This is a genomic window from Acetivibrio sp., assembly GCF_035371925.1.
Lineage (GTDB): Bacteria > Bacillota > Clostridia > Acetivibrionales > Acetivibrionaceae > Hungateiclostridium.
This window is the reverse complement of sequence record NZ_DAORXT010000007.1, coordinates 18,400-44,621: the sequence shown is the minus strand read 5'-3', so window position 1 is coordinate 44,621 and position 26,222 is coordinate 18,400. Positions and strand designations below refer to the sequence as shown.

Sequence of the window (26,222 nt, the reverse complement as noted above, 5' to 3'; positions counted from 1 at the left end):
ACTTTCTGTTTACGTAATATAAGCTGCTTTACCGTCTTATCCATAAGAAAATGCTCTCTACTGCTATTCACGGTTAAATATAATACATAACTGAGGAATTTTCTTTTAACTTATGGTATTCATTCAGCAAATCTTCAAGGGTAATATTGTCAACAACTTTATGAATGCTTTCGTTAATTCTATTCCAAACATATTCGTTTATACATTTTTCTTCTCTGCTAACCCCATTATCCCGGTCATCTATATCAACAATATTAAGGTTCCCTTCCAGAGTGCGTAAAATTTGGCCAACGGTTATGTTGGAAGGAGTGTCTGCAAGAATATATCCCCCTTGCGCACCTTTTATGCTTTTTACTATTGCAGCTTTTCTCAATGTGGAAAAGACTTGCTCAAGATATGACTCTGAGATATTCTGTCTCTCAGCAATGCTCTTTACGCTCACTATATCCCCCCTTGAATTAGCCGCAATGTCCAGCATCGCGCGTAAGCCATACCGTCCTTTTGTTGACATCTTCATAAATTAGCATCACTCCTAATACATAAGTAAACCTATTGTTTTAGTTAGTTATTTTATAATATAATAATTTATAAAATTTGTCAATAATGTTTTTTATATTTTTTCATAATATTGGCATACACCAAATAGTCAAGAAATTTTGATAAGAAATTGAAAATAATTATTTGCAGTAAAAAATGAGTAAAAATATAAAACGGCACATTTCAGGTTGTTATGCAAGCGTAACCTGTTTAATTTGTACCGTTTTATAATATCAGTTTAAGTAGTAAATATCACAACCGATAATAATCAATTTTCGAACTCAATTTATATATCGTTTATATCTATTCATAAGTTATGTAATTGAAAGTTTTAGTTTACCGGAAAACTTGGCAAATAAATCAGGTCTCGTAGTAGCCAATAATCATATCTGTCTATTACTCTGTCATACAATACATCTGCAAGAATATTGTAATACCCTTGCTGTGTGTTAAACTTCTCAATTTCTCTTTCCATAAGCACTAAATCTCCCTCATCAAGTACTCCATTTTGATTAAGGTCTCCAATAAGTATATTTTCATCTTCCAAAACAATTCTGTCACACAGTAAATTATAATCATCCATATCTATTTTTCCATCGAGATTCACATCCGCAAGAACATTATAATATCCTAGATAAGAATACCTGGAATAAGCCTGTATTTCATCCCTGATACAGTACTTATCTGCTTCATTTACTGCCCTGTCTTTGTTTATATCTCCAATTCTTATATTACATTGCGGTAAATTATTATTGTAAATTGACTTATCCACACCAAAACTATATTTTGTAAAGTTTTTATTTATGTTAGATTGAGGTGCTGGGTGCCCTATTTTTTCATACTCACTCGTAGTTTTCAAAAAATATCGCTGTCCTGCATAATCACCTTCATCATCCCAAGTGGCATCAATTTGTAACCATACTCCGCTGATTTTTACCATATTCCAAGCATGACTACTAACTGCAAGGTTTCGTCCCCAAACGACGCAGTTCGGTATTCCAACTTTGTCTAACAATAATGACATAGCCAGTGCATAACCCTCACAAACTGTTTCATCTCCGAGGAACACTGAAGAGAGGCAATGATATTGATCATCCCAAGTATCTCCGCTTGTATAATCCACTTTCTCAATTACATAACTATACAATGCATTAAGTTTTTCATAATCATTCATGCCTTCTTCGATATAATTGTCTACAGCATATTGAACTTCCTGCTCTACCAAAGATATTGCAAAAGGTTGGTCCTCAAAATAATGAAGGTTCTCTTGGAAAACGGATTTAATTGAAGGATCCCAATTAACATATTGTTCTCTTGTTGTAATATTGTTAATAGATGTTAATTTACATCCCGAAAAATTTGCACTTATCCTTTCAATGTTGGATGTTAAGTTGAGATTTCTTAAATATTCCGCATCTTTGAACGCATCCATTGCTATAATTTTTACGCTGTCCGGGATTGTAAAGCTTGATGATATTTTTTTAGGCGGATACCAGCAAAGTTCAGTTTTATTGCGATTGTAAAGAACTCCAGCCTCTGATGAAAAATAAGGACTTTCCGGCGAAACAATAATTGTCGCTAGATTTGGAAAAAACTTTGGTTCCAGTTTGTCCCCGTCAGTTCTGCTCTTACCTGTATAACTTGCAGGAATCTTTAATCCAATTACGTTCTCAGCTTTTTCTATTGCTCCTATCCTACAGTATGTAAAGGTATCCGGAAGTTCTAAAACCGTAGTTGGATTCTTCTGCGGGTATTTAAGCAATATTGTTTTTTCTTTGTTATACAAAATGCCGTTTATATCACAATATTTTGGGTTTTCAGGGCTTACATTAATTTTTTGTAATGATGTCAAATCGGGAAATGCAGAGATTCCAAGACCTGTAATATTTGCTCCAATGTTAATTTCAACTGTTCTGTCATTCCAGCCTATCGCACCCGATTGCATTTTTGATATGTTATAAGAGACACCATTGGCCTTTAGCTTATTCGGCAATGTTATTACAGCTTCATTCCCTAAATATTGCACAAGTTCGCCATCTGTCGTAAATGACCATAAACCGTCATCAGAAGTTAATGTAGTCGATGCATATGCTGTAAGCAAGTTAATGCTTCCAATAACTGCAACCATCACAAACACAAAAGCAACAAGTTTAAACTTTCCAGCTGTGTTTCTCATTTTCATTTCATCCTCCTTAATTTAATTATCATTTGGAATAATCAAATAATAACTTCCGATTTTGAAACCAATTATTTTTAATATTACTTCTTTTTTGCAATGAAATGTTTATCTTCTCTCTACTCTGTAGCATTGAAAAAACACTTGGCTGAAAACCGGGATTTATTATTTTATAAATATAACCATTTGCAAATAGTTAAAGCTCAAATTGTGATATCGATAGAAATCAATTAACTTCATAACTGCTTTTTGTAAAGTTGATTTATATTATATCACTGAATTGAAATGACAAATTGAAAAAACCGTGAATTTATTTGAAAGTTTGATAAATATACTGCTCAAAATCCCCCCGGGCTGGATATTTAAAGCATTAAAAGATATTGCCAGTTCCAATTAGGTTTTTTACATAAACCTTAATTAAAACTGGCAAAAGTTATTGTTACTTGAATTTTCGGTTAGCGTTTTCTGTTTATATCGTCCTTTCTCGGTTCAAAAGGCTTTTCCGGTTTATTCTCCTTTTCGCCGTCTTTAGTACCGTCTTTGATTTCTTTGCCTCTGTTTTCCTCATACATCTTTTTCTGTTCTTCCATCTTTTTATTCCACTCATCATACTGTTTTTTCTGCTCTTCCATCTTTTTATTCCATTCATCATACTGTTTTTTCTGTTCTTCCTGCATCTTTTTAAGCCATTCATTATACTGTTTTTTCTGTTCTTCCCCCATCTTTTCGTACCATTCTCTATAATGCTTTTCCATATCTTTTTCTACTTTTTCCTTATAATCTCCCCAATACGGGTACTGGTTCCAATTGGGCACCCAATAGGGGGTCCAGCCTGGAGTCCAATATGGATTATACTGGAAGCAATTACTCTTATTATTGCCTTCTTTGCTGTCTTGATTATTCGGTTTATCATTATCATTGGTATTATTTTTATTGTCTTTGCTATCTTTATTGCTGTCGTTGTTAAGTTTATTATTGCTTTTGTCTTTGTTATCCTTGTTCACATCGTTGTTTTTATTGTCACTATTGAGTTTAGTGTCTTTGCTATCTTTGCCGGTATTGTTTTCAATTTTTTTATCGTTATTGATTTTGCCTTCCTTGTTATCCTTGTTGATGTCGTTGTCGGCTCTAAGATTGGTATTTGGTTTATTGTCTTTGACATCCTTGTTGACGTCATTATTAATCTTATTACTGCCATTGTCTTTATTCGTTTTTCCGCCTGCATCCGGACTTACAGGGCTTTCCTTCATCCCCGGGCTTGCTCCTGTATCAGGTTTTTTACCGGGCAGAGGTTCTCTAGCCGGCTCACTTCCTGCCTTGTCTTTGCCGCCATCCTTCAGATTATTGTCTTCTTTGCCCTTCTTCATGTCCTTGATGGTTTTCATAATTTCCTTTACAGGCTTATCCTTGTACTCGTCAGTAGTTACCTCGGGCTTGACCTCCTTAAGCTTTTCAATTAAAACCAATTTACCGGGAGATATACCCAGCTCTTTAGCCTCTTCCCTTTTTTCCAACACTACATTCTCAACAATTACCTCCGAAACTACATTATCGTCATTCAAAACCTTGTTTGCAGTATTCTCTACTTCTTCCCTTATTTTGCAAACTTTATCGAAATCCTTTCCTGCAACCGTAAGCATAACAGCATTTTCTTCATTGTTTTTAAGGAAACCTTGTTCTACAGCATTGTCAATAATCTTTTTTACACCTTCATTCAATCGAGAATTCCTGCACGAGCCCTCAATCAGCAGTTCACCTTCCGGATTCAACGCTTTTATATCAATAATCCTGTTGTATATATTAATGATTATTTCCAAACTGGGATTTATATCAACATTCACATAGCTGTAAGGCAAATTGTAGCTGTATACGGCAAAAGAAATGCTTGAAACGAGTAATAAAGCAGCTGCCACAGATACCACTTTTAGCAATGTTTTTTTCTTAAATCCAATCACCTTGGCCGGAACATCAATTTCATATCCAATCCTACATTCTTCTGTCCTCTTAAGCTTGATAAACTGCCCTTCTTTATCTACAGCAACAGCATATTTGCCTTTTATATCAACTATAACCGCCTTCATTATTCCACCTCCCAGTTCACGTAATCCCTAATAAATTCGTAATCTCCGGTAAGTATTATCACTACTGTTATAATATATTTTCGTGCTCTTTCAATTGTTTTCCGAGGTATCTTCAGATTGTGTTCTATTTCCGCAATAGGTAAATATTTCTTTTGCTTTATCTTCTCCATAATATCAGGTCTTGAGAGAAGAAACTTTACTATATTCCCATAAATCTTTTTGGTCTTCTTATGCTTTGGAGATATGTTAACCAGATCGAAAAAAGATATGTCCCATTCCTCAAGCTCCTTTTTCAGCTGCTGAAGCTCAAGCCTTCTGTATTCGCTAATCTCCTCATCCGAATACTTCTCCATGGACATGGCAATACTAAGGTCCGTCTCCTCTTCTTCGTTTTCCGGATACCCGTTAATATTTACAACAGTATTATGCTTTTTTTCTTTTCTATAATAGTCTATAATTCTTCTTTTAATAACATTCTGGGAGAAAGAAAGAAAATTGCCCTTTGAGGCATTATAAGAACGGATAGCCTCTACAAAGGCCATCAACGCAATACTCAATTCGTCATCCTGTCCATAGGCAACATAACGACCAACCACTTTCTGTGTACAGGCTGCTATAAATGGTTTATACTCTTCTACGAAATCATTTATTTTTGCATCGTCATTTTTAATTAGTTCAACTCTTCGGTTTATAGTAACAGAATACATTTGGTTGCCTCCAACAATATGTATAAAATTATAATGCCGGCATATCACACGCAATTACACCAGCATAGTTCGACATAAATTATAAACATTAGTCGAATCTTAGCTGATACCATCTTCTAATGTTACTATAAACCATATTAAAACCAAATTGAAGTAAGTTTTTGTAAAAATATTAGATTTAACAAAAATGTAATTTTCTACTCAATTTTAAGCTCAAATCTGTCGAACTTCACGTTCTCAACAAACTGATCCTTTGCAAAGAAGGTTTTTCGGTATCTGGCAAACTCAGAGGTATTTTTGTTAAGCCAAAGGGGGACAGGAATATCCAGATCCCTGCAAATGCTAATTAGTCCCTCCTCAAGCAAATCTCTGAAATCAGCTTCTTCATTATCTTTATTAAAAATTGACTCTTTAATTGTATGTGTTCCCTTTATCAGCCTGCCAACAAGCACCAATTTCCTCGCCCTCATTTTACTGATTTTTCTTTACTCTCCGGCTAAGACTTCCGCTTTATTTCCTTATCCTTAATAAGCTTGTATTCAATTGAATCCACCAAAGCCTTCCAGCTGGCCTCAATAATGTCCGTTGAAACCCCAATAGTTGTCCAGACTTCCTTTCCGTCGGTCGATTCAATTAAAACTCTTACCTTTGCAGCCGTAGCCGAATTGGAGTCTAAAACCCTAACCTTGTAGTCGGTAAGCTTCATTTTAGCAATCTGGGGATAAAATTTCTCCAATGCCTTTCTTAGAGCTTTGTCCAAAGCGTTTACCGGACCCTGCCCCTCATCTGCGGTTATTTCATTCTGTCCGTCCACATTAATCTTTATCATGGCAGAAGAATTCGCTCCGCTTATAGACGGCTCGTTAACCACAACCTTAAACTCTCCAAGCTCAAAAGAAGGATGATATTTGCCTAAGATTTTGCGGATTACAATCTCAAAAGAGCTCTCCGCACCCTCATACTGGTAACCTTCAAATTCCAGCTCCTTGAGCTTGTCCAGTATCAATTTCGTCTCTGGAGAATCCTTTGTAATAGTACTGTCAACGGTGTTAATCAAATGCAGAACAGCACTTCTTCCTGCAACTTCGGACATGAGGAATAGCCTTTCATTTCCTACAACTTCAGGATTAATATGCTCGTATGCCACAGAATTTTTGCTCACCGCATCCGCGTGCATTCCTGCCTTGTGGGCAAATGCGTATTTTCCCACATATGGAGCCCTTTCATCGTGCAAGACATTGGCAATTTCACTAACGTACCTTGCCGTAGCGGTAAGGTCGGACATATTTTCCTTCGGTATGCAGTCATAGCCCGCTTTAAGCTGCAAATTGGGTATTATTGTACAGAGATTGGCATTACCGCTTCTCTCCCCAAACCCGTTCATTGTGCCCTGAACCTGCACAGCACCGGCCTGCACTGCCATAATAGAATTGGCAACTGCCATGCCCGTATCGTTATGGCAGTGGATTCCTACATCCACGTTAAACTCGTTTACAACCTTGGAAGTAATATCCCAAACTTCGTTGGGGAATGTTCCTCCATTGGTGTCGCAAAGGCAAATGCAGTTTGCTCCGGCCTCAACAGCTGTCCTGAGGGTTTTCATTGCATACTCCGGATTGGCCTTGTAGCCGTCAAAGAAATGCTCTGCATCAAATACAACTTCTTTATTCTTATTTTTAAAGAAGGAAATGGTGTCAAAAATCATTCTAAGATTTTCATCCAATGTTGTCTTTAGAATATCGGTAACATGGAAGTCCCAACTCTTCCCGAATATGGCCACAGCCGGGGTATCCGCCTTTAAAAGCGATTTTACGTTGGCATCATCCCGAACACTTATATTCACTCTTCTCGTACTTCCAAAGGCAATTAATTTCGCATGCCTCAGCCTGATTCGTGCAACCCTCTCAAAAAACTCCAAATCCTTTGGATTGGAGCCCGGGTTGCCTGCTTCAATATAGCTTATACCGAGTCGGTCAAGTCTTTCCACAATTTTCAGCTTGTCCTCGACACTAAACGAAATTCCCTGTGCCTGAGCACCATCTCTTAGGGTAGAGTCATATATCAAAATCTTTTTCATCTTTCCATCCCTCCCAAAAAATCCTTTATAATTCCCAGCCTTCCCCCAAAAGAGGAAGGTTGGGAATTAAGTGCCAATTCTATCTATTCTATCTATTTCTTAAGCCAGCTCATCATCTTTCTTAATTCTGCGCCAACCTTTTCAAGCTGATGTTCCGATTCGTTTCTTCTCATGGCAAGGAGCTGCGCCCTTCCGCCTGACTTGTTCTCAGTAATCCATCTTGAAGCAAAAACTCCGTCCTGAATATCCTTCAATACACCCTTCATTGCTTTTCTAGTCTCTTCAGTAATTATTTTCTTTCCTGTTATGTAATCACCATATTCCGCAGTATCGCTTATGGAATATCTCATATATGAGAATCCGCCTTGGTTTATAAGGTCTACAATGAGTTTCATCTCATGGATACATTCAAAATATGCTATTTCCGGCTGATATCCTGCTTCTACCAAAGTCTCGAATCCGGCCTTCATAAGCTCGGTTACTCCACCGCACAATACGGCCTGCTCACCGAACAAGTCGGTTTCAGTCTCTTCTTTGAAAGTAGTTTCAAGAATTCCTGCTCTTCCTGCACCTATTCCTGCTGCATATGCAAGAGCGTAATCTCTTGCTTTACCGGAAGCATCCTGGTAAACCGCAATCAAAGCCGGTACTCCTTTTCCTTCCTGGTACTGGCTTCTTACAGTATGTCCGGGACCCTTTGGAGCTATCATGATAACATCGTTTTCCGGCGGCGGAACAATGGTTTTAAAGTGAATTGCAAAGCCGTGGGCAAAAGCAAGAATGTTTCCTTCTTCCAAATTCGGCTTAATGCTCTTCTCATAGATGTCCTGCTGAACCTGGTCAGGTACGAGCATCATTATAACATCGGCCATTTTTGCCGCAACGTCGGTATTTTCAACTCTTAGTCCATCATCAATAGCTTTCTGTCTTGATTTTGAACCTTCAGGCAAGCCAACCACAACATCTATTCCACTATCCTTCAGGTTTTGCGCATGGGCATGACCCTGGCTTCCATATCCTATAATTGCTACGGTTTTTCCTTTAAGCAAACCAAGGTTGCAATCACTGTCATAATACATCTTTGCCATTTTAAAAATCACTCCTCATCACTATTCTTATTTTTTATAATTTTATTGCCTCTTTCAATGGCTATTGTACCTGTCCTGACAATTTCCTTTATACCAAACTGCTTGAGCATATCCTCCAAAGCCGCAACTTTGTCCACACTACCGGATATTTCGATAGTGAGCGTACTTTTTGACACATCAACTATCTTTGCTCTGAATATCTCGGCAATCTGAACTATCTCCGACCTTGTGGAGGCATTTGCCCCAACTTTTATAAGGGCAAGCTCCCTGCTTACCGAATCGGATTCTTCAAGTTCTTTTATCTTTATAACATCAACAAGTTTGTTTAACTGTTTGGTAACCTGTTCAACTATGTAGTCATCACCGTCGACAACAATTGTCATTCTTGAGATTTCCGGATTTTCAGTGACCCCCACTGCAAGGCTGTCAATATTAAATCCCCTTCTGCTGAACAAACCCGCTATCCTGGATAATACCCCCGCATGGTTTTCAACCAAAACCGATAAAGTATGCTTCGCCATCTTAAAACCTCCCAATTACTATAATTGAACACTCTATAGTGTTGATTCTTCCGGGTCAATCTTGCATTCGAGAAGGTAAGGTTCATCGTCCGACAGCATCTCTTTTAATGCATTCTCTACCTGGGAATTGTCGTCAATTCTCCTGCCTTTGAAGCCGTAAGCATCAAACAGCTTTATAAAGTCAGGATTGTCTTCCAAAAATACTTGGAAATAACGGCCGCAGTACTTTGTCTTTTGCAGCTCCCTTACCATCCCCAGCCTTGAGTTGTTGAATAAAATCACCTTTATTCCCAGTTTGTTTTGCTTGATGGTACCAAGCTCCTGCATATTCATCTGGAAGCTTCCGTCTCCTCCCACGCATACCACCTTGCGCTCAGGACATCCGATTTTAGCTCCTACTGAGGCAGGAAGCCCATATCCCATGGTACCTAGTCCTCCGGACGAAATAAAGGTTCTGGGCTTTTTCACTCCCAAATAGTTTGCAGCCCATATCTGGTTCTGACCGACTTCTGTCGTAACTATATCATTTTCACCTAAAAGCCCGGTCAAAACAGACAATAAATATTTGGGATTTACAAAACCCGTGCCGGATTTTGAATCCGGTTTTTTCTCGTGCTTTTCTCTTTCCCTTTGAATTGTGTTTATCCAGTCTTGTGTATCTCCCTTTTGGGAAATATCCAAAAGTTCTTTTAATACCTGCTTCACGTCTCCGACCACCGGTATGGAAACATCAATGTTCTTTCCTATCTCTGCAGGATCTATGTCAATATGAACTATCTGCTTTTTCTTTGCAATTTGCTGGGGATTGCTTATAGCCCTGTCCGCAACCCTAGCTCCGATGATAATCAACAGGTCCGCATTATTCACTGCATAATTTGCGGTGTACACCCCGTAAGTTCCCAGCATCCCCAAGTTCATTTCATAATCATACGGTACGGCTCCAATACCCATCATGGTCAAAACAACGGGTATGCCGCACTTTTTGGAAAGCTCCAAAAGCTCATAGGAGGCATTGGAATTAATTACTCCTCCTCCGGCGCATATAACCGGCCTTTTTGCCTTTTCAATGGCTTGAGCTATCTTTCTAATCTGAAGAGAATGGCCTTTCAAATTCGGCTTGTAACCTTTTATGTCCACATTTTCCGGATATTTGAAATTAATTTCTTTTGTCTGCACATCTATGGGCACGTCGATAAGGACAGGTCCCGGCCTTCCTGTCGATGCTATGTAAAATGCTTCTTTTAGCACATTGGGCAAATCCTTTGCGTTTTTCACCAAATAATTGTGCTTGCAAAAAGGATCCGTTGCACCGGTAATATCGGCCTCCTGGAACACATCCCTTCCAATCAGCTCCGAATTAACCTGCCCGGTAATGGCCACCAAAGGTATTGAGTCCATGTATGCATCCGCAATACCTGTAATAAGGTTGGTCGCTCCCGGTCCCGATGTGGCTACACATACACCGACTCTTCCCGTTGCTCTGGCATACCCGCTGGCAGCATGGGCAGCTCCCTGTTCATGTCTGGTAAGTATATGCTTTATGTCGGATTCCATTAGTGCATCGTAGAAGGGACAAATTGCAGCTCCCGGATAACCGAAAACAACTTTAACACCTTCCAATTCCAAAGCCTTTACAATAGCCTGCGCACCTGAAAGTTTCATAATCGCCACCCTCTTATACAGTAACCTATAAAAAAATCGAAACTGATAAACAAATTTATCCATTAAGCGAATTTATAAAATTAAACCCCCTCATCTCCGCAAACACGTTCTATTGTCCGCAGGGACGAAGGGATTGTCCAACGTGGTACCACCCTGTTTCAACATACTTTTATGTATGCCCTCAGTGGGTATATTCCCCATATACCCTGACTGTAACGTGAAGTCAACGTCATTGCCTACTTAAGTTTCAACAATGAAGCTCCGGAACGAGTCATACATGCATGTCATGCACTGATTTGCACCGGCCATCAGCTCTCTTTGGCAATCAAATGCATCTTTATTCCATCACAGCATGTACCTATATAATTGATAAACATTTTATCAACGCAAATACATAAAGTCAACACGTTTTTTATCAAATATCAAGTCCAATTTTAATGTATCTTATCTTATACATTTCCGCATTAATATTGGACTCTATCCTGTTTTTGCTCCCACTCTCTGAAAGCCTCAAGACAAGTATCCCTGTCCATCTGTACCAGGCTTACTTTTTTCTCGTCAGCCTCTCCCTTTATCACATCATATATATAATTGTCATCAAAGCCTATTTTTGCGGCATCTTCCCGCGTGCAACCATAATACACTTTTTTTATCTTCGCCCAATGAATGGCTGCAAAACACATGGGACACGGCTCACAGGAAGTGTATAATTCGCAATCTCCCAGGTCAAATCTGGAAAGCGCTTTAGCTGCCTTTCTGATTGCAATCATTTCTGCATGGTCTGTCGGGTCATTATTCTTTATGACTTCGTTATGTGCCAGGGCAATTATCTCATTGTTCCTGACTATCACCGCGCCAAAGGGACCTCCATGGTTGTCCCTCATTCCTGTCATAGCCTCTTTAACAGCTTCTTTCATAAAGTCGTTCATAGCATCCCTATCCTATCCTGAAAATTTTTCGGTTTTTGTTGTCCGAAACCTTTTCTATACTTAATATTACCATAATTAAAAGCAAATTTGTATATCCTTGTGGTTATTTTTTCTTATATAAATCCCAAATCCAATATTCTGTTTTCATTTTTAGCCTCAATTTTTCCTATGCTGTAACCATAGCAAAAGGATTGGTACATGCCGGATACAATCAATTCCCGCATATACTCCCTTTCTGCCTCGTCAAGACCTACGTCCATAACTTTAATAAATTCCTTTACTTTGTCGGATGCAATATTGCCCATTGCTTCCCTCGTTCCGGTAAACTCATTTAAAAGCTTGTTTTTCCCCTGTCTTAAATATGTTTTTATCATTTTTTCAAAATCACTTTTATCGGGTATTTTTCTCTTTGTGTTCATAAACAGCACCTTCCATGCAAAATGTTCTCTCAATACAAGTCTTTCCATTTTCCCATGGAAGATATACTAAAAATCATATATAGTTTTTTTATAATCTCTAAACAGCCCTGCTCTTTTACCTTGTAACAAGCCCATCCTTTTCTTTTGCAGCAAGCTTGATTTGGACTGTCTGGGGTTTACCCTCGCTAATATGCTTAATAGTCACAACATCTCCGGGTTTCTTTGAATAAATAACACATCTTAGCTGCATCATCGTGCTTATTTCCTCACCGTCAATCTGAGTCATGATGCAGCCCACCCGTATTCCGCTTTTATAAGCCGGTCCGTTTTCGTCCACATTTGCCACATACACTCCGTTTTGCACTTTGACACTCCCGTCAATATAGGGAATAATGTCTTTGTCATAGGCGAAAACCCCCAGGTATGGCTCAATAAACTCTCCGGTACTTGCAAATTTATTAATTATGGGAATTGCCACATTGATTGGCACGGCAAAACCTATTCCCTCCGCACTGGCCACCTTCACCGTATTAATTCCCACCACTTCTCCCTTAGAGTTCAAAAGCGGTCCGCCGCTGTTTCCGGGATTTATGCTCGCATCGGTTTGAATAAGGCCTTCCATATAATTTATTCCCTGTTCGGTATCAACCTCTATGGTTCTGTTGAGCGCGCTGATAATACCCGATGTGACTGTTCTCTGGAATTGAAGCCCCAAAGGATTGCCAATGGCAATTGCGGTCTCTCCCACTTTAAGGCTGTTGGCATCTCCCAACGGTATTGTGGGGAGCCCCTGAGCTTCTATTTTTACCACCGCCAAATCCAGTACAGAATCCGACCATACGGTTACCCCGTCCAGATTTTTTCCGTCAATCAGGGAAACAACAATTCTTTTGCTTTTTCCTCCCGCCACATGATGATTGGTAAGAATGTATCCGTCAGAAGTTACTATCACTCCGGAACCCACGCCCCACCTATCGGCAGCATTCGGATTAAATATCGAGCTGCTGTCAACTTTAAGTACGGAAATGCCTACCACAGCTTTTGATGCACTTTCTGCAACACTCTGTATAGTATTATTGGTTTTGTCGTCGGAATTATTTGATTGTCCTGCATTATTGGATTCTTCTGCTACAATCTGCTGGGGAGTAAGCATTTCAATGCCCGAACCGCCCTGAGGCGTTTGGGGGGGTGTACTTTTTTTCCCTGTTACCAAACCTGCAACGGCAAAAATTAGCAAAAATCCCACAACTAAAGACGTCAGAAGTGATGTTAAAAATACGGTGAAAAAACCATTTTTTCCTCTGTTTCTGTCAAACATAGTACCATCCTTTTAGAGTTTTTATTTCTAGTATTGCATCAAAACTCTAAAAGAATTCAAAAAATAAACCTTTTTTAAAAAATTATGAGTTTTCCTCCATTGAGCGTATAATCTTCTTGACGCTCTTTTCAAATTTTGGCCGAGGAAGCATGACCTGATGCTGACAGCCAAGACACTTTATTTTAAAATCAGCACCCACCCGGGTTATTTCCCACTGCTTGCTGCCGCATGGATGCTGCTTTTTAAGCTCTACAATTTCTCCTATGCTGTATCTATGCTCCATGCTGTTTTCCTCCTTCCACTCCATCCAATATCACTTTATATTTCTCGAAAAATTCTATATTTTCTCTCTCAAATTCTTCTTTTATCATCTTTCTTATTCTTCTCTCCATTTCCCAGTGCTCTCCCGGGACTGTTTTCGCCGTAATCCTAAGCGTGAGATTGTCCTTTCCAAGCTCCGTAATTCCAAGCACTTTAGGTTCTTCGACTATAGTGTCAAAACCTCTCGAAACACTTTTACATACCCTGTCCGCTGCTTCAAAAGCTCTGTTTATATCCACATTATAGGCCAAAGGAATGTCAACAATAACACTTTTGTTACCCCTTGAATGATTTATTACTTTTTTAATCTCCCCATTGGGTATAATGTGCAAATCCCCCCTGGAATCCCTCACCTTTGTTACCCTCAGTTCAATCTCTTCAACAACTCCGGTCCTTCCTTCCAGTGTAACACTTTCTCCCACACTATACTGGTTTTCAAAGACTATAAAGGCACCGGATATAACATCCTTAATCAAACTTTGTGCACCGAATCCTACAGCCAACCCGCCTATGCCAGCAGCAGCCAATATTGACTGAAGCTTTAACGCATTTGTGAGAAGTGTTAAAATTGCCACCCCCGAAAGAATATATACAGTGTATCTGAATACGCTCACCAAAAGCGTAGACATAGTATCAATTCTCTTTTCATCCAATCTATGATTAAATGACTTTTGCTTTTTCATGGCTTTTTTTATCATACTGCTTCCAAACTTCGACAGCAAAATACTAATAGTAAATATAGCAATTACTTTTACTATCAAAACCAACGGGTTGTACAATCCGCCCAGAAGCATTTGAAGATTTTGAGGCATATCCGTTATCCATTGTATAAACCCAGCCATCACTCTCAATCCCCCTTTTGTCATAATAAATTATAGCACAATTATATATTAAATTATATTAGGGAATTTAACGATATATAATATGGGTAACATTTTAATCCATTGTAAGGCATGTTTTAGGGAAATATCCCGCATAATTTTGTCAATACATGTTAAACATTTTTTGAATATGTTCACAAAATAGAACACCCTCTATGCTTGTTTTGCAATATCTATACGATATATAATATAAGTGGAAATGCAAGGGAAAAGTTTTTTCCCTCTCTAATACCAGTTCCCGTAGTTATACGGGTTTTTTTTTTTGCAAAAACATATCTGTATATTAAAAAAGCAGCAACGAAATTCTTTTTCGAAGCTGCTTTCAACTACCTTTTTTCAATAATATGCAATCAATAAATATGTAATCAATCTTCTTGGAATTTGGACAAGTATTTAATAGCCATAAATCCCAAAATAAATGTAGCCACAGACATCAAGCCGAAACCTATCCACCAAGGTGCACCCGCACTTTCAGGAATTGAGGGCAATATCTTGTCCTTAAAAATCTCCGCTGTGGAGCCAACTACAAATCCTATGATTGCACAATAGGTCTGATGAGGAAATTTATTTAAGGTCCACTCAATCGGTTTTGTAATCAGGAAAACTCCGATTAGCGTTGCAATTCCCAATATTCCGATATAGACAATATCAAAGTTAGTTATTGCCGCAAGCATGGCATCATACATACCCAATACCAGCAGCATGTGCGAAGTACTAATCCCCGGAAGCACCAAAGCCAAAGCAATTATAATACCGGTAACCAGTAACATCAAATAATGAGTAATTCCCGAGCCAACACCAACATTGATACTTCCTTCAGGTATAAATCCAATGGATATCACAATAATAAAGCCCAGTAAAAAATAAATAACCGAAGATATTCTTAATGAAGATTCCTTCGTCTTTTTATACAGCGCAGGTATGCCTCCAACTACCGCACCCAAGAAAAACACGGATACAGGCAACGGAAATTTTTCCAAAAGCCATTTTATTAAAAATGAAAGGGAGCAAATACCGGCACCGGCTCCAATACAAACCTTCATTAAAAATATAATATTTCCTTTGATGTCCTTTAAAAAATTGCTTACCGAACTAATCAGCTTGTCATAAATACCCAACAGAATGGCCATAGTACCGCCGCTCACTCCGGGAACGCTCATAGATGAGCCTATGATATATCCTTTTAATATTAAAGCCAAATCATCTTTAAACTTGTTCTTCATTTACATAAACACACCTTTTATTGTGTGTGTGCACCTCCTTTTTATACAAGTCACTGATGAAAATTATAACATCATACGCTTGATATGTAAATATCCATCCTGGTACATCTTGTCATTGCCGCACAGAGTTATTACAGTGCCGAAGGTACACAGATACGCAAGATTACTTATTTTATGCCCCGGTATTAATTATCTTTGAAAGCTCAATATTGCCGCTGCTTTTCTTCACTTTATTTATGGTTTTGTTGATATAAGCATAAAGCTTTTCTTCGAAAATCTCGCAAGAGGTCTCCTTGTTCTCTATCATTGCCAGCCCCTTTTCCCAGCTGGCGGTAAGCGACGGACTCAAAAGCTCTTTGGCAGTCCTTCTTACCACCTCAACTATGGCCTCTCCCTTGAGAGTGGGAGTTACCACCTGGGTCTTGGGATTTATTTTTATATAACCTATATCACTAAGTTTCTTGATTATGCCGGCACGAGTAGCAGAAGTGCCGATTCCACAGGTTTTTATCTGCTCTCTCAGTTCTTCATCCTCAATGAATTTTCCCGCTTTCTCCATGGTAATTATCAGGGAACCGTCGGTATACCGTGAAGGAGGCTTGGTCTCTTTTTCCTCAAGCTCAAATTCCTTAACCTCCGCCATTTCATTTTTGGTTAAAAGATGTATGGGTACCTCCGTCAATTCCTCATCCTGTTTTGCCACACTAACCTCGTAAACCTCTTTCCAGCCTGCTTCCTTAAGGGTCTTGGCATTGGAAACAAAAATTTCGTTGTTCACTGCCGTCTCCACCCGGACTGTATTGTATACCGCCGGGGGAAAGAAGATTGCCAAAAACCTTTTTACGATAAGGTTGTACACATTCTTGGTATTGTCGTCCATGCGTACGGTGTCCGCCGTTACATATGTGGGTATTATCGCATAGTGGTCCGTAACCTTGCTGTCGTCAACATACCTTTTTGTGGACTTTGTAACCTTAAGGTCTCCCATTTCTTTTATTTTCAGCACATAATCCTTGTATTCCGGATTTTTATAAATCCCGTTTAAGACCTTGGGTATCTCATGAAGTACATCGGTTGAAAGTACTCTGCTGTCAGTCCTTGGGTAGGTAATCAGCTTTTTTTCATACAACCACTGGGCAATTTCAAGAGTCTTGTCCACAGGAAGTTTAAACTTCTTGTTTGCCTCCGACTGAAGCTCCGCCAGATTGAATAAAAGGGGAGGCTGCTCTTTCTTTGTCTTAACCTCAACCTTCTTTATTTTCCCGGGATGCCCTTTAAGGTTTTCAATAACCTTTTGCGCTTCCTCACGGCTTATATACTTTTCCTCATCGTCTGCCTCTTTACTGTCCTTTTTATCCTGGGGAGTCCATTTGCCTTTGTATAAAAGATTGCTGTCGGAAGACAAAAACGTTGCAGCGATTCCATAATGCTTTTTGGGCACAAAATTCCTTATCTCCTGCTCCCTGTCCACCACAAGCCCCAGCACGCATGTCATAACTCTTCCGATTGCTACGACAGAACTTTTGCTCTCTTTTAAAAAGCTTGACAGCTTTCTACCGTACATGCAGGTATAAATCCTGCTGAAATTCATACCAAAAAGCCAATCCTCCTTGGCCCTGCTATAGGCAGCTTTGGCCAGGGAATCGTATTCGCTTATATCCTTTGCGCTTCGGATCCCTTCTTTTATAGCCTCTTCAGTCTGTGAGGAAATCCACACCCTTTTTGCACTTTTATTGCTGCCGCTCTGTTCATAAACAAGCCTGTAAATATATTCACCCTCGCGGCCGCTGTCGGTACAGGCATATATAAGGTCTATATCATCCCTGTTCATCAATGTCTTTATGGTTTCAAACTGCTTTTTTACCCCTTCATCGTCAATCACAATATATTTGTATTGCTCAGGGATTATAGGGAGGTCCTCCACCTTCCACTCCCGGTATTTCGCATCATAAGCATCAGGATATGCCATTGTGATAAGATGGCCAAAACACCATGTTACCACTGAGTGCTCCGACTCGGCATATCCCCTGCTTTTATCCTGCTTTGTAATTTTCATGCCCAAGACTTCTGCAAAACTTGCAGCCACCGAAGGCTTCTCCGTAATGTACAGTTTTTTACCCAAATTGTATCTCCTCATGTATCAATTTATCGGCTAATCTCTTCAGTATTATTTATTTTACATTAAATATGCGGTCACTTCAACCGAGCAAAAGGCAGTATACGCCTTTCAAATAGTTATTACACAACCGTCAAGTGCCCTCTTGTCTTGATTCCTCCTATACCTTCTCTTCCCGATACTGTCAATTTGCTAATTTCTTCAGGAGTTACATAATTCTCTTTACTTGTAAGTGCCACTTTTTCCGATACAATGGCAGGGTCTAGAGCGTTGATATTTATCCTTCCCGGCGAGCTTGCAAAATTGGCTCCCGCCTGCATAATAGCCTCAAAATACGACTGGCACGCCCCGGCAAATATACACAATTTATCGTAATCAGGTTGATACTTTCTCGCTTCTTTTACACATTCTATAAAGTACTTTGAGTTTCTGTAGCTGTCAATTGAATTCGGATTGCTGCCTTTCTTCAAGCTGTCGTGACCGGTTACCACAAGTATATCCGGTTTTGATTCCATAAGAGCCCGCCTTATAATATTGGGCTGTTCGCTCTCAGCCGCAAGGTATTCCTTGGATGTGATTCCGGATTCCCTGTAAAGATTTTTGCACATTTTAAGATAACTCTCACTGGAATCGATGTGGAGAACCTTCCCGGGCTTCTGTCGGGGTTTTCCAAACAATAAACATCTGCTAAACGGCATTCCCCTATAAGCATTACTTCTTGCTATTGTTAAATCCATCCTTAAATTCATATGTGCATTTCTGGGATCTTTCTTTATGAGGTCGTCACCATAAGCATCAACAATTATCCTGTAAAACAAGCCCCTTAGAACGTAGATAGGCTTGGCAGAGTCTTTGTTTTGAATATCAGCTACCGTAAAGTAAATATCCTGGCCGTAAGATTTTCTTGTGACTATATCTCCAATATTTAATATTGACATAATAAACCCCCTAAAAAGATATTTGCATATTGCATAATATGCAAATAAATCTTCATAGGAGGCTTGTTGACATAAATTTTATATCTGTTACTTTATATAATTTCTATAACTTTATACAGCTCTTTTACTTTATATAAAAACCGCCATCATACCTTTTCTAATAGTTTAGCAGTTTGCAAATAACCGTTACGGCTTCCGCTCTTGTAGTAAGGCCCTTGGGGTCAAACATATTGCCGGGCTTTCCAACCATCAACCCTTGAGATACCACAGCAGCCACTGAATCCAAAGCATATCCGGAGATATTGCTCCTGTCGGCAAAATCCAAGGTTTCTCCCAGCCCCTTTGCATTTTCACCCTGATTTTTCTCCAAAAACTTCGCAATAACCACTGCCATATCCTGTCTGGTTATGGATTCATTTGGAGCAAAACTTCCGTCAGGCCTTCCAACAATTATGCCAAAGGCTGCAGCAGAAGATACACTCTTATAATACCAGTCTTTTTCAGCCACGTCGCTAAAGTGTACTTCCCCTTCCCTGTATGGAATTTTTAAGGAATTAACAATTATCTGTGTAAATTCCGCTCTGGTAATCGGCCTTCCGGGCATAAAGCTTGATTCATTAAGCCCTTTTACAATTCCTCTGTCAAAAAGCTTGCGAATATATTCTTCCGCCCAGTAGCCCCGGGGCACATCATCAAAAATTTCACCCTTTGTCTCATTTGAAGTAAGCTCATTTTCTTTAAGCAGTTCCCCCAGTGATGAGAAAAACGGATTGCCGCTTTTGTCGGGAGTTGGAGTTGGTGTAGGCAATTGCAATGCCTCAATGTAGATATTTATGCGGTATGCCTTTGCGGTTTTTCCGTCCTTTGCATAAACCTTGACAACCAGTTCGTTTTTACCTTCTTTAAGTCCAACAGTGTGGGATATGCTTCCGTTTTTAATAGAAACACCATTTAAAGTAATTGCAGCGTCATCATCCGATGCATAGGCAATAACACATACAAAGCGGATATCGTTCTCCACCGTTGCTTCGTAATACTGTATATCCGGATTAAATCCCGGTCTAAGCTCTGCTCCTGTCACTATAAGGTCGGAAAGATATGCCTCTCTTTCCTCCTCAGGGGTTGGAGTTGGTGTTGGACTCGGTGTCGGTTCCGGTGTTGGACTTGGCTCTGGTGTTAGTGCCGGTGTCGATATTGGTCCCGGTGCCGGCGGTGGTGCTGGTGCTGGTGTAGATGTCGGTGTCTGACTCGGCTCAGGCGCAGACGTTGGTGTTGGTGTCGAACTCGGTTCGGGTGTCGGTGTCGGGCTCGGCGTCGGGCTTGGGCTCGGACTCGGTGTCGGACTTGGTGTTGGACTTGGTGTTGGGCTTGGCGTCGGACTCGGTGTCGGACTTGGTGTTGGGCTCGGCGTCGGGCTTGGTGTTGGGCTTGGTGTTGGACTTGGTGTTGGGCTCGGTTCCGGTGTTGGTGTCGGCGTCGGGCTTGGTGTTGGACTTGGTGTTGGGCTCGGTGTCGGGCTCGGTTCCGGTGTTGGTGTCGGCGTCGGGCTTGGTGTTGGGCTTGGTGTTGGGCTCGGCGTCGGACTCGGTTCCGGTGTTGGTGTCGGTGTTGGGCTTGGCATCGGACTCGGTTCGGGTGTTGGTGTCGGTGTTGGGCTCGGCGTCGGGCTTGGTGTTGGACTCGGTGTCGGGCTCGGTTCCGGTGTTGGTGTCGGTGTTGGGCTCGGCGTCGGACTCGGTTCGGGTGTTGGTGTCGGTGTTGGGCTCGGTTCCGGTGTTGGCGTCGGTGCAGGCGCTGGTGTCGGCCCCCCTGCAGTGTTTGAAATTATATCCAGGGCATCAATAATTCCCCGCGTACCGTTCTTGAATACAACTTTTATTGTGTGGGTTCCTGGTGCCAGACCAAGTTTACTGTAAACTACGCTCTGAGGGTTATACTCTGAAAACCCTTCCATAGATACCGTCCTCATAAGCACTCCGTCAATATATATCTCTGCATTACCGTTGCCGTTATATTGAGAAGCTATGAAATTTACTCCGACTCCGTTAAATGTATACTCGAAATAATCATCTCCATCCGGTGAATTAAACTCATGAACGTCATCCAAGTAGTCACCTTTACCCCTTCCCGAGCTATAATTCCATCCACCGCTGTAAACTATTCCCGATTCCGAATCGTTTACCCTTGTTACAGTGCCTGTAAGAGCCTTAATTTCATCAACACTCAATGCCCTGTTAAAAATCTGGAAATCATCTATCATCCCGCCAAAGTATGAATTCGACTGACGAGTTTTTCCAATATAGTTACTTGCCATATTACCCAGCAGATTTGAAGGTTTAAGGGTAATGTTGCTGTTTCTGCCAGCCTCGACTCCATCAATATACAAAAATCCTGTACTTCCGGCCAAAACTACCGCCACATGTTTCCAAATACCTACAGGCAATTCTGTATCGGACACAACTTCTTTAGCCTGGCCTTCGCCGGACTCAGTTATTGCAAATTTAATCTTCCCATCATCATTGACAGCAAAACGCATATATTTGTCATTTTCTTTGCTAAAATCAAATATTGTCTGCACATTACCTATAGCATCAACCTTTACCCATGCAGCTATGGTAAAGTTATATAAAGAGCTGGCTATTTCTGCGGGAAGAGTAGCAAAATCATCAACTCCGTCCAAAGACAAGCCATTTCCGTTTCTCCCCGGTGCAATAGCAGCCCCCGAGTTTAGTACCGCATTGCCATAATTTCCTCTATAATCTTTTACAGTGTTATCAAACATATACCACGCGCCGGTTTCCCTGCTTGCATACATGTTCGGTTCAAGTCCTGAAACCAACTGATCACCTATATATACAGTTACTTTATCCCACAGTGCGTAATTCTCGGCAGAACCATTATAAGAATAGTCATTTGTTTGCACATTTTGAGTACTTTTCTGCTTAGTAATGCGTACTCCCACTGTAACCGATTGATTCGGCTGTATAGTCATTGCAGGATCGTTAAATCCAATCTCAAAATAATAATCGGCCGTATCAGTCGGTATACTCATCTTAACAAAAGTACCGGTTGTAATTCCTCTTATATCGCCTACATCGCTCTTTTGCGAAGTATTAAGCTCGTAAGTCTGAACTTCTTCGCTTTCCAAGCTATCCAGCGTATAATAATATCTAATCTTCACATCCTTCAAATTGATTTCAGATGAACCTACGTTGGTAATACGAAAATTTGGTGATATAAAAGTTACATCTTCTCCCCTGTTACTGCTATAGAACTCGACCTTTAGCGGTGATTCCTCCGCATTCACCTTATAGAATGTTCCTCTCCCCACTCCGGTAAAAAGCATTCCTGTATTATAAACGAACAAAATTGTTGTTATTACTATAAAGGAAATTATAGACTTATTTGGTTTTAAAGTCTTTTCACCTGTTTTTATCATATTAATCTGCCTCCATACGGCTTTCTTTCATTATACATTACTTGGAAGTAAAGCATTATTTTGCATTCAATATTCCTAAACCCGATTAATAGCTTCTATTTCTTAAACTATTGAAGGCAGATTTTGCAAATCAGCCCTATCTTTAATTTCCAAGCGTTATATTTTTTACAGTATTCAATTAATATTTCGTTTCTTTTTGTCTGAAATATTACTAAAACCTTTTATACAATTATTGTATTTTTGAGGCATATAAAGAAAAAAAAGTAAGAGTATGCTCTGTCAGTAAAAAGAATTGCTTTGAGATAACTAAAAGAAGTCTATATTTTAATTATACAATAAATAAGTTATGTAAATAAGTCCTTATTAGAAGTTTATTAACATAATTATTCTTTATCTATGACTGTACATTATATCTATGGACTATATAAACCGCAATCGTATATTTTCTAACAGTTTAGCAGTTTGCAAATAACCGTTACGGCTTCCGCTCTCGTGGTAAGGCCCTTGGGGTCAAACATATTGCCGGGCTTTCCAACCATCAACCCTTGAGATACCACAGCAGCCACTGAATCCAAAGCATATCCGGAGATATTGCTCCTGTCGGCAAAATCCAAGGTTTCTCCCAGCCCCTTTGCATTTTCACCCTGATTTTTCTCCAAAAACTTCGCAATAACCACTGCCATATCCTGTCTGGTTATGGATTCATTTGGAGCAAAACTTCCGTCAGGCCTTCCAACAATTATGCCAAAGGCTGCAGCAGAAGATACACTCTTATAATACCAGTCTTTTTCAGCCACGTCGCTAAAGTGTACTTCCCCTTCCCTGTATGGAATTTTTAAGGAATTAACAATTATCTGTGTAAATTCCGCTCTGGTAATCGGCCTTCCGGGCATAAAGCTTGATTCATTAAGCCCTTTTACAATTCCTCTGTCAAAAAGCTTGCGAATATATTCTTCCGCCCAGTAGCCCCGGGGCACATCATCAAAAATTTCACCCTTTGTCTCATTTGAAGTAAGCTCATTTTCTTTAAGCAGGTCCTCCAGTGATGAGAAAAACGGATTGCCGCTTTTGTCGGGAGTTGGTGCAGGCAATTGCAATGACTCAACGTAGATATTTATGCGGTATGTCTTTGATGTTTTTCCGTCCTTTGCATCAACCTTGACAACCAGTTCGTTTTTACCTTCTTTAAGCCCAACAGCGTGGGATATGCTTCCGCTTTTAATAGAAGCACCATTTAAAGTAATTGCAGCGTCATCATCCGATGCATAGGCAATAACGCACACAAAGCGAGTATCGTTCTCCACCGCTGCTTCGTAATATGGTGTATCCGGATTAAATGCAGGTTTAAGCTCTGCTCCTGTCACTATAAGGTCGGAAAGATACGGATCACTTTCCACCTCAGGCGTCGGAGTTGGTGTTGAAATCGGTGTCGGTTCCGGTGTTGGACTCATCTCTGGCGTTGGCGTCGGTGTCAATATTGGTCCCGGTGCCGGCGCCGGTGCTGGTGTAGCTGCAGGTGTAAGCATTGGTGTTGGGCTTGGACTTGGGCTTGGACTTGGACTAGGACTCGGCGTCGGACTCGGTTCCGGTGTAGGGCTCGGACTTGGACTAGGACTCGGCGTCGGACTCGGTTCCGGTGTAGGGCTCGGGCTTGGGCTTGGTTCCGGCGTTGGCGTCGGCACCTCTGTAGCCTCCGAAATTATATCCAGAGCATCAATAATTCCCCATGTACCGCTCTTGAATACAACTTTAATTGTATGGGTTCCCGATACCAGTCCAAGTATACTGCAAACTACACTCTGAGGGTTATAGTCGGAAGACCCTCCCATAGATACCGTCTTTATAAATACCCCGTCAATATATATCTCTGCATCACTGTTGCCATCATATTGAGAAGCTATAAAATTTACTCCTATTCCGGTAAATGTATACTCAAAATAGTCATCTCCATCCGGTGAAATAAACTCATGAACGTCATCCGAGTAGTCACCTTTATCCCTTCCCTGGCTATGATTCCATCCGCTGCTGTAAACTATCCCCGAATCCGAATTATTTACTCTCGTCACACTGCCTGCAAGGGTCTTGATCTCATCAGCACTTAATGCCCTGTCAAAAATCTGAAAATCATCTATCATCCCGCCAAAATATGCATCCGATTCATGGGACTTACCGATATAATTGTCTGCTGTACTACCCAGTAATGTTAAAGGCATAAAGGAAAAGTCATTTTTCCTCCCAACCTCCACCCCATCGATATACAAAATCCCTGTCTTACCGGCTAAGGTCACTGCCACATGCCTCCAAGCACCCGCAAATAGAGCCAAATCTGAGGCAACGCTCTCTTCAAGGTATGGTCCACCCTCTGTCATTGCAAACTCTACTTTTCCATCATTTTTGACAGAAAAACGCATATATTTATCGCTATTTCTGCTAAAATCAAATATTGTCTGCACATTACCCACACTATCAAGCTTCACCCAGGCAGACACGGTAAAATTATATAAAGACCCGGGTATTTCCTCAGGAAGCGTGACAAAATCATCCACACCGTCTAAAGACACACCTTTTCCATATTCATTTCTCCCAGGCGCAATACTAGCTCCCCCGTTTAGTACCGCATTGCCATAATTGCCTCTATAGTCCTTTGATTGGTCGGGCAAACCTTTGACGGTATCATCAAACATATACCACGCACCGGTTTCCCTGCTGGCATACATATTAGGCTCAATTCCCGAAACCAGCAGATCATTTATGTATACAGTTACTTTATCCCATGGCTGAAAACTTGTGGCAGAGTCGTTATAAGAATAGTCATTAGTTTGCATAAACTTTTTGGTTTTAGTCTTCTGGATCTTTGAATGTATTTCGACCTGGGCATTTGGCTCTATAGTTCCGATATCATCTCTAAATCTAATCTCAAGATAATGGTCTGCAGTATCAGTTGGTACACTCATTTTATAAAATGCACCGGTTGTATCTTCAATTGGATTTTCTGTATTATATAAATTTTCATATCCAGGTTTTGAAAAATAATAGCAAAAATAATTCGCGGTTTCTTCGCTGTCCAAACTGTCCAGCGTAAAATAATACCTAATTTTCACATCCTTTAGATCAATTTCAGATGAGCTAACATTTTTAATACGAAAAATTGGTCCTATATATTCTACATTATTTCCCTTTTCATTGTTATAAAACTGAAGTTCTAAGGGAGGTTCCTCCGCATTCACCGTATAGAATGTCCCTCTCCCTATTCCGGTATAAAGCATTGCAATGTTATAAACGAACAAAAATGTTGTTATCATTATAATGGAAATTATAGACTTATTCGGGTTCAAAGTCTTTTCACTTATTCTTTTCATTTTCATCTGCCTCCATACCGTTTTCTTGTAACATGCATTTCATGGCACTAAAACACTTGTTCCTTTAAATACCACTAAATCCAGTCAACAACTTCATTTCCCCAAACTAGCGAAAGCAGATATTCCAAATTAGCTCCATCCTCAATTCATATGTTTTCTACAGTATTTCGTTTTTTCTGTCTGAAATATAACTAAAAATTTTAATGCAGTCATTGCATTCTAAAGACTCTTGAGGAAAAAATATAAAAATATGATCTGTCTGTAAAAAGAATTATTGTGAGATAACCAAAAAAAGCCTACATTTTAATTATACAATAAATACCGTTTCAATACAATAGTTATGAATTCCATGCTACGGTTTACCTTTAATTCTATATACATCCAATCAAAAGCAGATTATTTTAAGGCACAGATTGAAAAAGTGCACTAA

At 40.0% G+C, this 26,222-nt stretch carries 19 protein-coding genes and 1 other annotated feature; all 19 genes read right to left on the bottom strand.

The window, feature by feature from the left end:
- Positions 1–73: 73 nt before the first annotated feature.
- Complete coding sequence (locus tag PLH43_RS02065; protein ID WP_324359563.1) at positions 74–517, bottom strand: Rrf2 family transcriptional regulator; 444 nt, start codon at positions 515–517, stop codon at positions 74–76.
- Positions 518–868: 351 nt separating this feature from the next.
- Positions 869–2,719, bottom strand: a complete 1,851-nt coding sequence (locus tag PLH43_RS02060) for a transglutaminase domain-containing protein (RefSeq protein WP_324359561.1) — start codon at positions 2,717–2,719, stop codon at positions 869–871.
- Positions 2,720–3,168: 449 nt separating this feature from the next.
- Positions 3,169–4,794: an anti-sigma factor domain-containing protein gene (locus tag PLH43_RS02055; RefSeq protein ID WP_324359560.1), complete on the bottom strand. Its 1,626-nt coding sequence runs from the start codon at positions 4,792–4,794 to the stop codon at positions 3,169–3,171.
- The gene (sigI, locus tag PLH43_RS02050) at positions 4,794–5,501 is read right to left on the bottom strand and encodes an RNA polymerase sigma factor SigI (protein ID WP_324359557.1); all 708 of its coding nucleotides are present in this window, start codon (positions 5,499–5,501) and stop codon (positions 4,794–4,796) included. Before sigI ends, PLH43_RS02055 begins: the two co-directional genes overlap by 1 nt.
- A 197-nt stretch (positions 5,502–5,698) precedes the next feature.
- Positions 5,699–5,953 (bottom strand): hypothetical protein, encoded by a 255-nt coding sequence (locus tag PLH43_RS02045; protein ID WP_324359589.1) that lies wholly within the window; start codon positions 5,951–5,953, stop codon positions 5,699–5,701.
- A 44-nt stretch (positions 5,954–5,997) separates the two neighbouring features.
- On the bottom strand, positions 5,998–7,578 hold the full coding sequence (gene cimA / locus PLH43_RS02040; RefSeq protein ID WP_324359555.1) for a citramalate synthase: 1,581 nt from the start codon (positions 7,576–7,578) through the stop codon (positions 5,998–6,000).
- Positions 7,579–7,670: 92 nt separating this feature from the next.
- Positions 7,671–8,666 carry a ketol-acid reductoisomerase gene (ilvC, locus tag PLH43_RS02035; protein ID WP_324359553.1) on the bottom strand — a complete coding sequence of 332 codons (996 nt, stop codon included), beginning with the start codon at positions 8,664–8,666 and terminating at the stop codon, positions 7,671–7,673.
- 8 nt (positions 8,667–8,674) lie between these two features.
- Positions 8,675–9,187, bottom strand: a complete 513-nt coding sequence (ilvN, locus tag PLH43_RS02030; RefSeq protein WP_324359551.1) for an acetolactate synthase small subunit — start codon at positions 9,185–9,187, stop codon at positions 8,675–8,677.
- 33 nt (positions 9,188–9,220) lie between these two features.
- Complete coding sequence (gene ilvB / locus PLH43_RS02025) at positions 9,221–10,849, bottom strand: biosynthetic-type acetolactate synthase large subunit (RefSeq protein WP_324359549.1); 1,629 nt, start codon at positions 10,847–10,849, stop codon at positions 9,221–9,223.
- A 117-nt stretch (positions 10,850–10,966) separates the two neighbouring features.
- Positions 10,967–11,207 (bottom strand) — a binding site (T-box leader).
- A gap of 106 nt (positions 11,208–11,313) precedes the next feature.
- Positions 11,314–11,778 carry a nucleoside deaminase gene (locus tag PLH43_RS02020; RefSeq protein ID WP_324359547.1) on the bottom strand — a complete coding sequence of 155 codons (465 nt, stop codon included), beginning with the start codon at positions 11,776–11,778 and terminating at the stop codon, positions 11,314–11,316.
- A gap of 113 nt (positions 11,779–11,891) precedes the next feature.
- Positions 11,892–12,197 carry a hypothetical protein gene (locus tag PLH43_RS02015; RefSeq protein ID WP_324359545.1) on the bottom strand — a complete coding sequence of 102 codons (306 nt, stop codon included), beginning with the start codon at positions 12,195–12,197 and terminating at the stop codon, positions 11,892–11,894.
- Positions 12,198–12,312: 115 nt separating this feature from the next.
- Positions 12,313–13,515: a trypsin-like peptidase domain-containing protein gene (locus tag PLH43_RS02010; protein WP_324359543.1), complete on the bottom strand. Its 1,203-nt coding sequence runs from the start codon at positions 13,513–13,515 to the stop codon at positions 12,313–12,315.
- A gap of 82 nt (positions 13,516–13,597) precedes the next feature.
- A complete protein-coding gene (locus PLH43_RS02005; RefSeq protein WP_324359542.1) occupies positions 13,598–13,798 on the bottom strand; it encodes a DUF951 domain-containing protein in 201 nt (66 codons plus the stop codon).
- On the bottom strand, positions 13,788–14,678 hold the full coding sequence (locus PLH43_RS02000; protein WP_324359539.1) for a mechanosensitive ion channel family protein: 891 nt from the start codon (positions 14,676–14,678) through the stop codon (positions 13,788–13,790). The genes PLH43_RS02005 and PLH43_RS02000 overlap by 11 nt, the downstream gene beginning before the upstream one ends.
- A 404-nt stretch (positions 14,679–15,082) precedes the next feature.
- A complete protein-coding gene (locus PLH43_RS01995; protein ID WP_324359538.1) occupies positions 15,083–15,940 on the bottom strand; it encodes a DUF368 domain-containing protein in 858 nt (285 codons plus the stop codon).
- 172 nt (positions 15,941–16,112) lie between these two features.
- Complete coding sequence (locus PLH43_RS01990; RefSeq protein WP_324359536.1) at positions 16,113–18,062, bottom strand: DNA topoisomerase 3; 1,950 nt, start codon at positions 18,060–18,062, stop codon at positions 16,113–16,115.
- A 116-nt stretch (positions 18,063–18,178) separates the two neighbouring features.
- Entirely contained in the window at positions 18,179–18,994 is an 816-nt protein-coding gene (locus PLH43_RS01985) for a sporulation peptidase YabG (protein ID WP_324359534.1), read from the bottom strand.
- Between the two features lie 157 nt (positions 18,995–19,151).
- Positions 19,152–22,433, bottom strand: a complete 3,282-nt coding sequence (locus tag PLH43_RS01980; RefSeq protein ID WP_324359532.1) for an S-layer homology domain-containing protein — start codon at positions 22,431–22,433, stop codon at positions 19,152–19,154.
- Between the two features lie 446 nt (positions 22,434–22,879).
- The gene (locus tag PLH43_RS01975) at positions 22,880–25,792 is read right to left on the bottom strand and encodes a LamG-like jellyroll fold domain-containing protein (protein ID WP_324359530.1); all 2,913 of its coding nucleotides are present in this window, start codon (positions 25,790–25,792) and stop codon (positions 22,880–22,882) included.
- Positions 25,793–26,222: the final 430 nt, after the last annotated feature.

Bases quoted from the DNA above. Each gene is read 5' to 3' on its own strand.
- PLH43_RS02065 (WP_324359563.1), bottom strand. From the start codon at position 517: ATGAAGATGTCAACAAAAGGACGGTATGGCTTACGCGCGATGCTGGAC.
- PLH43_RS02060 (WP_324359561.1), bottom strand. From the start codon at position 2,719: ATGAAAATGAGAAACACAGCTGGAAAGTTTAAACTTGTTGCTTTTGTG.
- PLH43_RS02055 (WP_324359560.1), bottom strand. From the start codon at position 4,794: ATGAAGGCGGTTATAGTTGATATAAAAGGCAAATATGCTGTTGCTGTA.
- sigI (WP_324359557.1), bottom strand. From the start codon at position 5,501: ATGTATTCTGTTACTATAAACCGAAGAGTTGAACTAATTAAAAATGAC.
- cimA (WP_324359555.1), bottom strand. From the start codon at position 7,578: ATGAAAAAGATTTTGATATATGACTCTACCCTAAGAGATGGTGCTCAG.
- ilvC (WP_324359553.1), bottom strand. From the start codon at position 8,666: ATGGCAAAGATGTATTATGACAGTGATTGCAACCTTGGTTTGCTTAAA.
- ilvN (WP_324359551.1), bottom strand. From the start codon at position 9,187: ATGGCGAAGCATACTTTATCGGTTTTGGTTGAAAACCATGCGGGGGTA.
- ilvB (WP_324359549.1), bottom strand. From the start codon at position 10,849: ATGAAACTTTCAGGTGCGCAGGCTATTGTAAAGGCTTTGGAATTGGAA.
- PLH43_RS02020 (WP_324359547.1), bottom strand. From the start codon at position 11,778: ATGAACGACTTTATGAAAGAAGCTGTTAAAGAGGCTATGACAGGAATG.
- PLH43_RS02015 (WP_324359545.1), bottom strand. From the start codon at position 12,197: ATGAACACAAAGAGAAAAATACCCGATAAAAGTGATTTTGAAAAAATG.
- PLH43_RS02010 (WP_324359543.1), bottom strand. From the start codon at position 13,515: ATGTTTGACAGAAACAGAGGAAAAAATGGTTTTTTCACCGTATTTTTA.
- PLH43_RS02005 (WP_324359542.1), bottom strand. From the start codon at position 13,798: ATGGAGCATAGATACAGCATAGGAGAAATTGTAGAGCTTAAAAAGCAG.
- PLH43_RS02000 (WP_324359539.1), bottom strand. From the start codon at position 14,678: ATGGCTGGGTTTATACAATGGATAACGGATATGCCTCAAAATCTTCAA.
- PLH43_RS01995 (WP_324359538.1), bottom strand. From the start codon at position 15,940: ATGAAGAACAAGTTTAAAGATGATTTGGCTTTAATATTAAAAGGATAT.
- PLH43_RS01985 (WP_324359534.1), bottom strand. From the start codon at position 18,994: ATGTCAATATTAAATATTGGAGATATAGTCACAAGAAAATCTTACGGC.
- PLH43_RS01980 (WP_324359532.1), bottom strand. From the start codon at position 22,433: ATGATAAAAACAGGTGAAAAGACTTTAAAACCAAATAAGTCTATAATT.
- PLH43_RS01975 (WP_324359530.1), bottom strand. From the start codon at position 25,792: ATGAAAAGAATAAGTGAAAAGACTTTGAACCCGAATAAGTCTATAATT.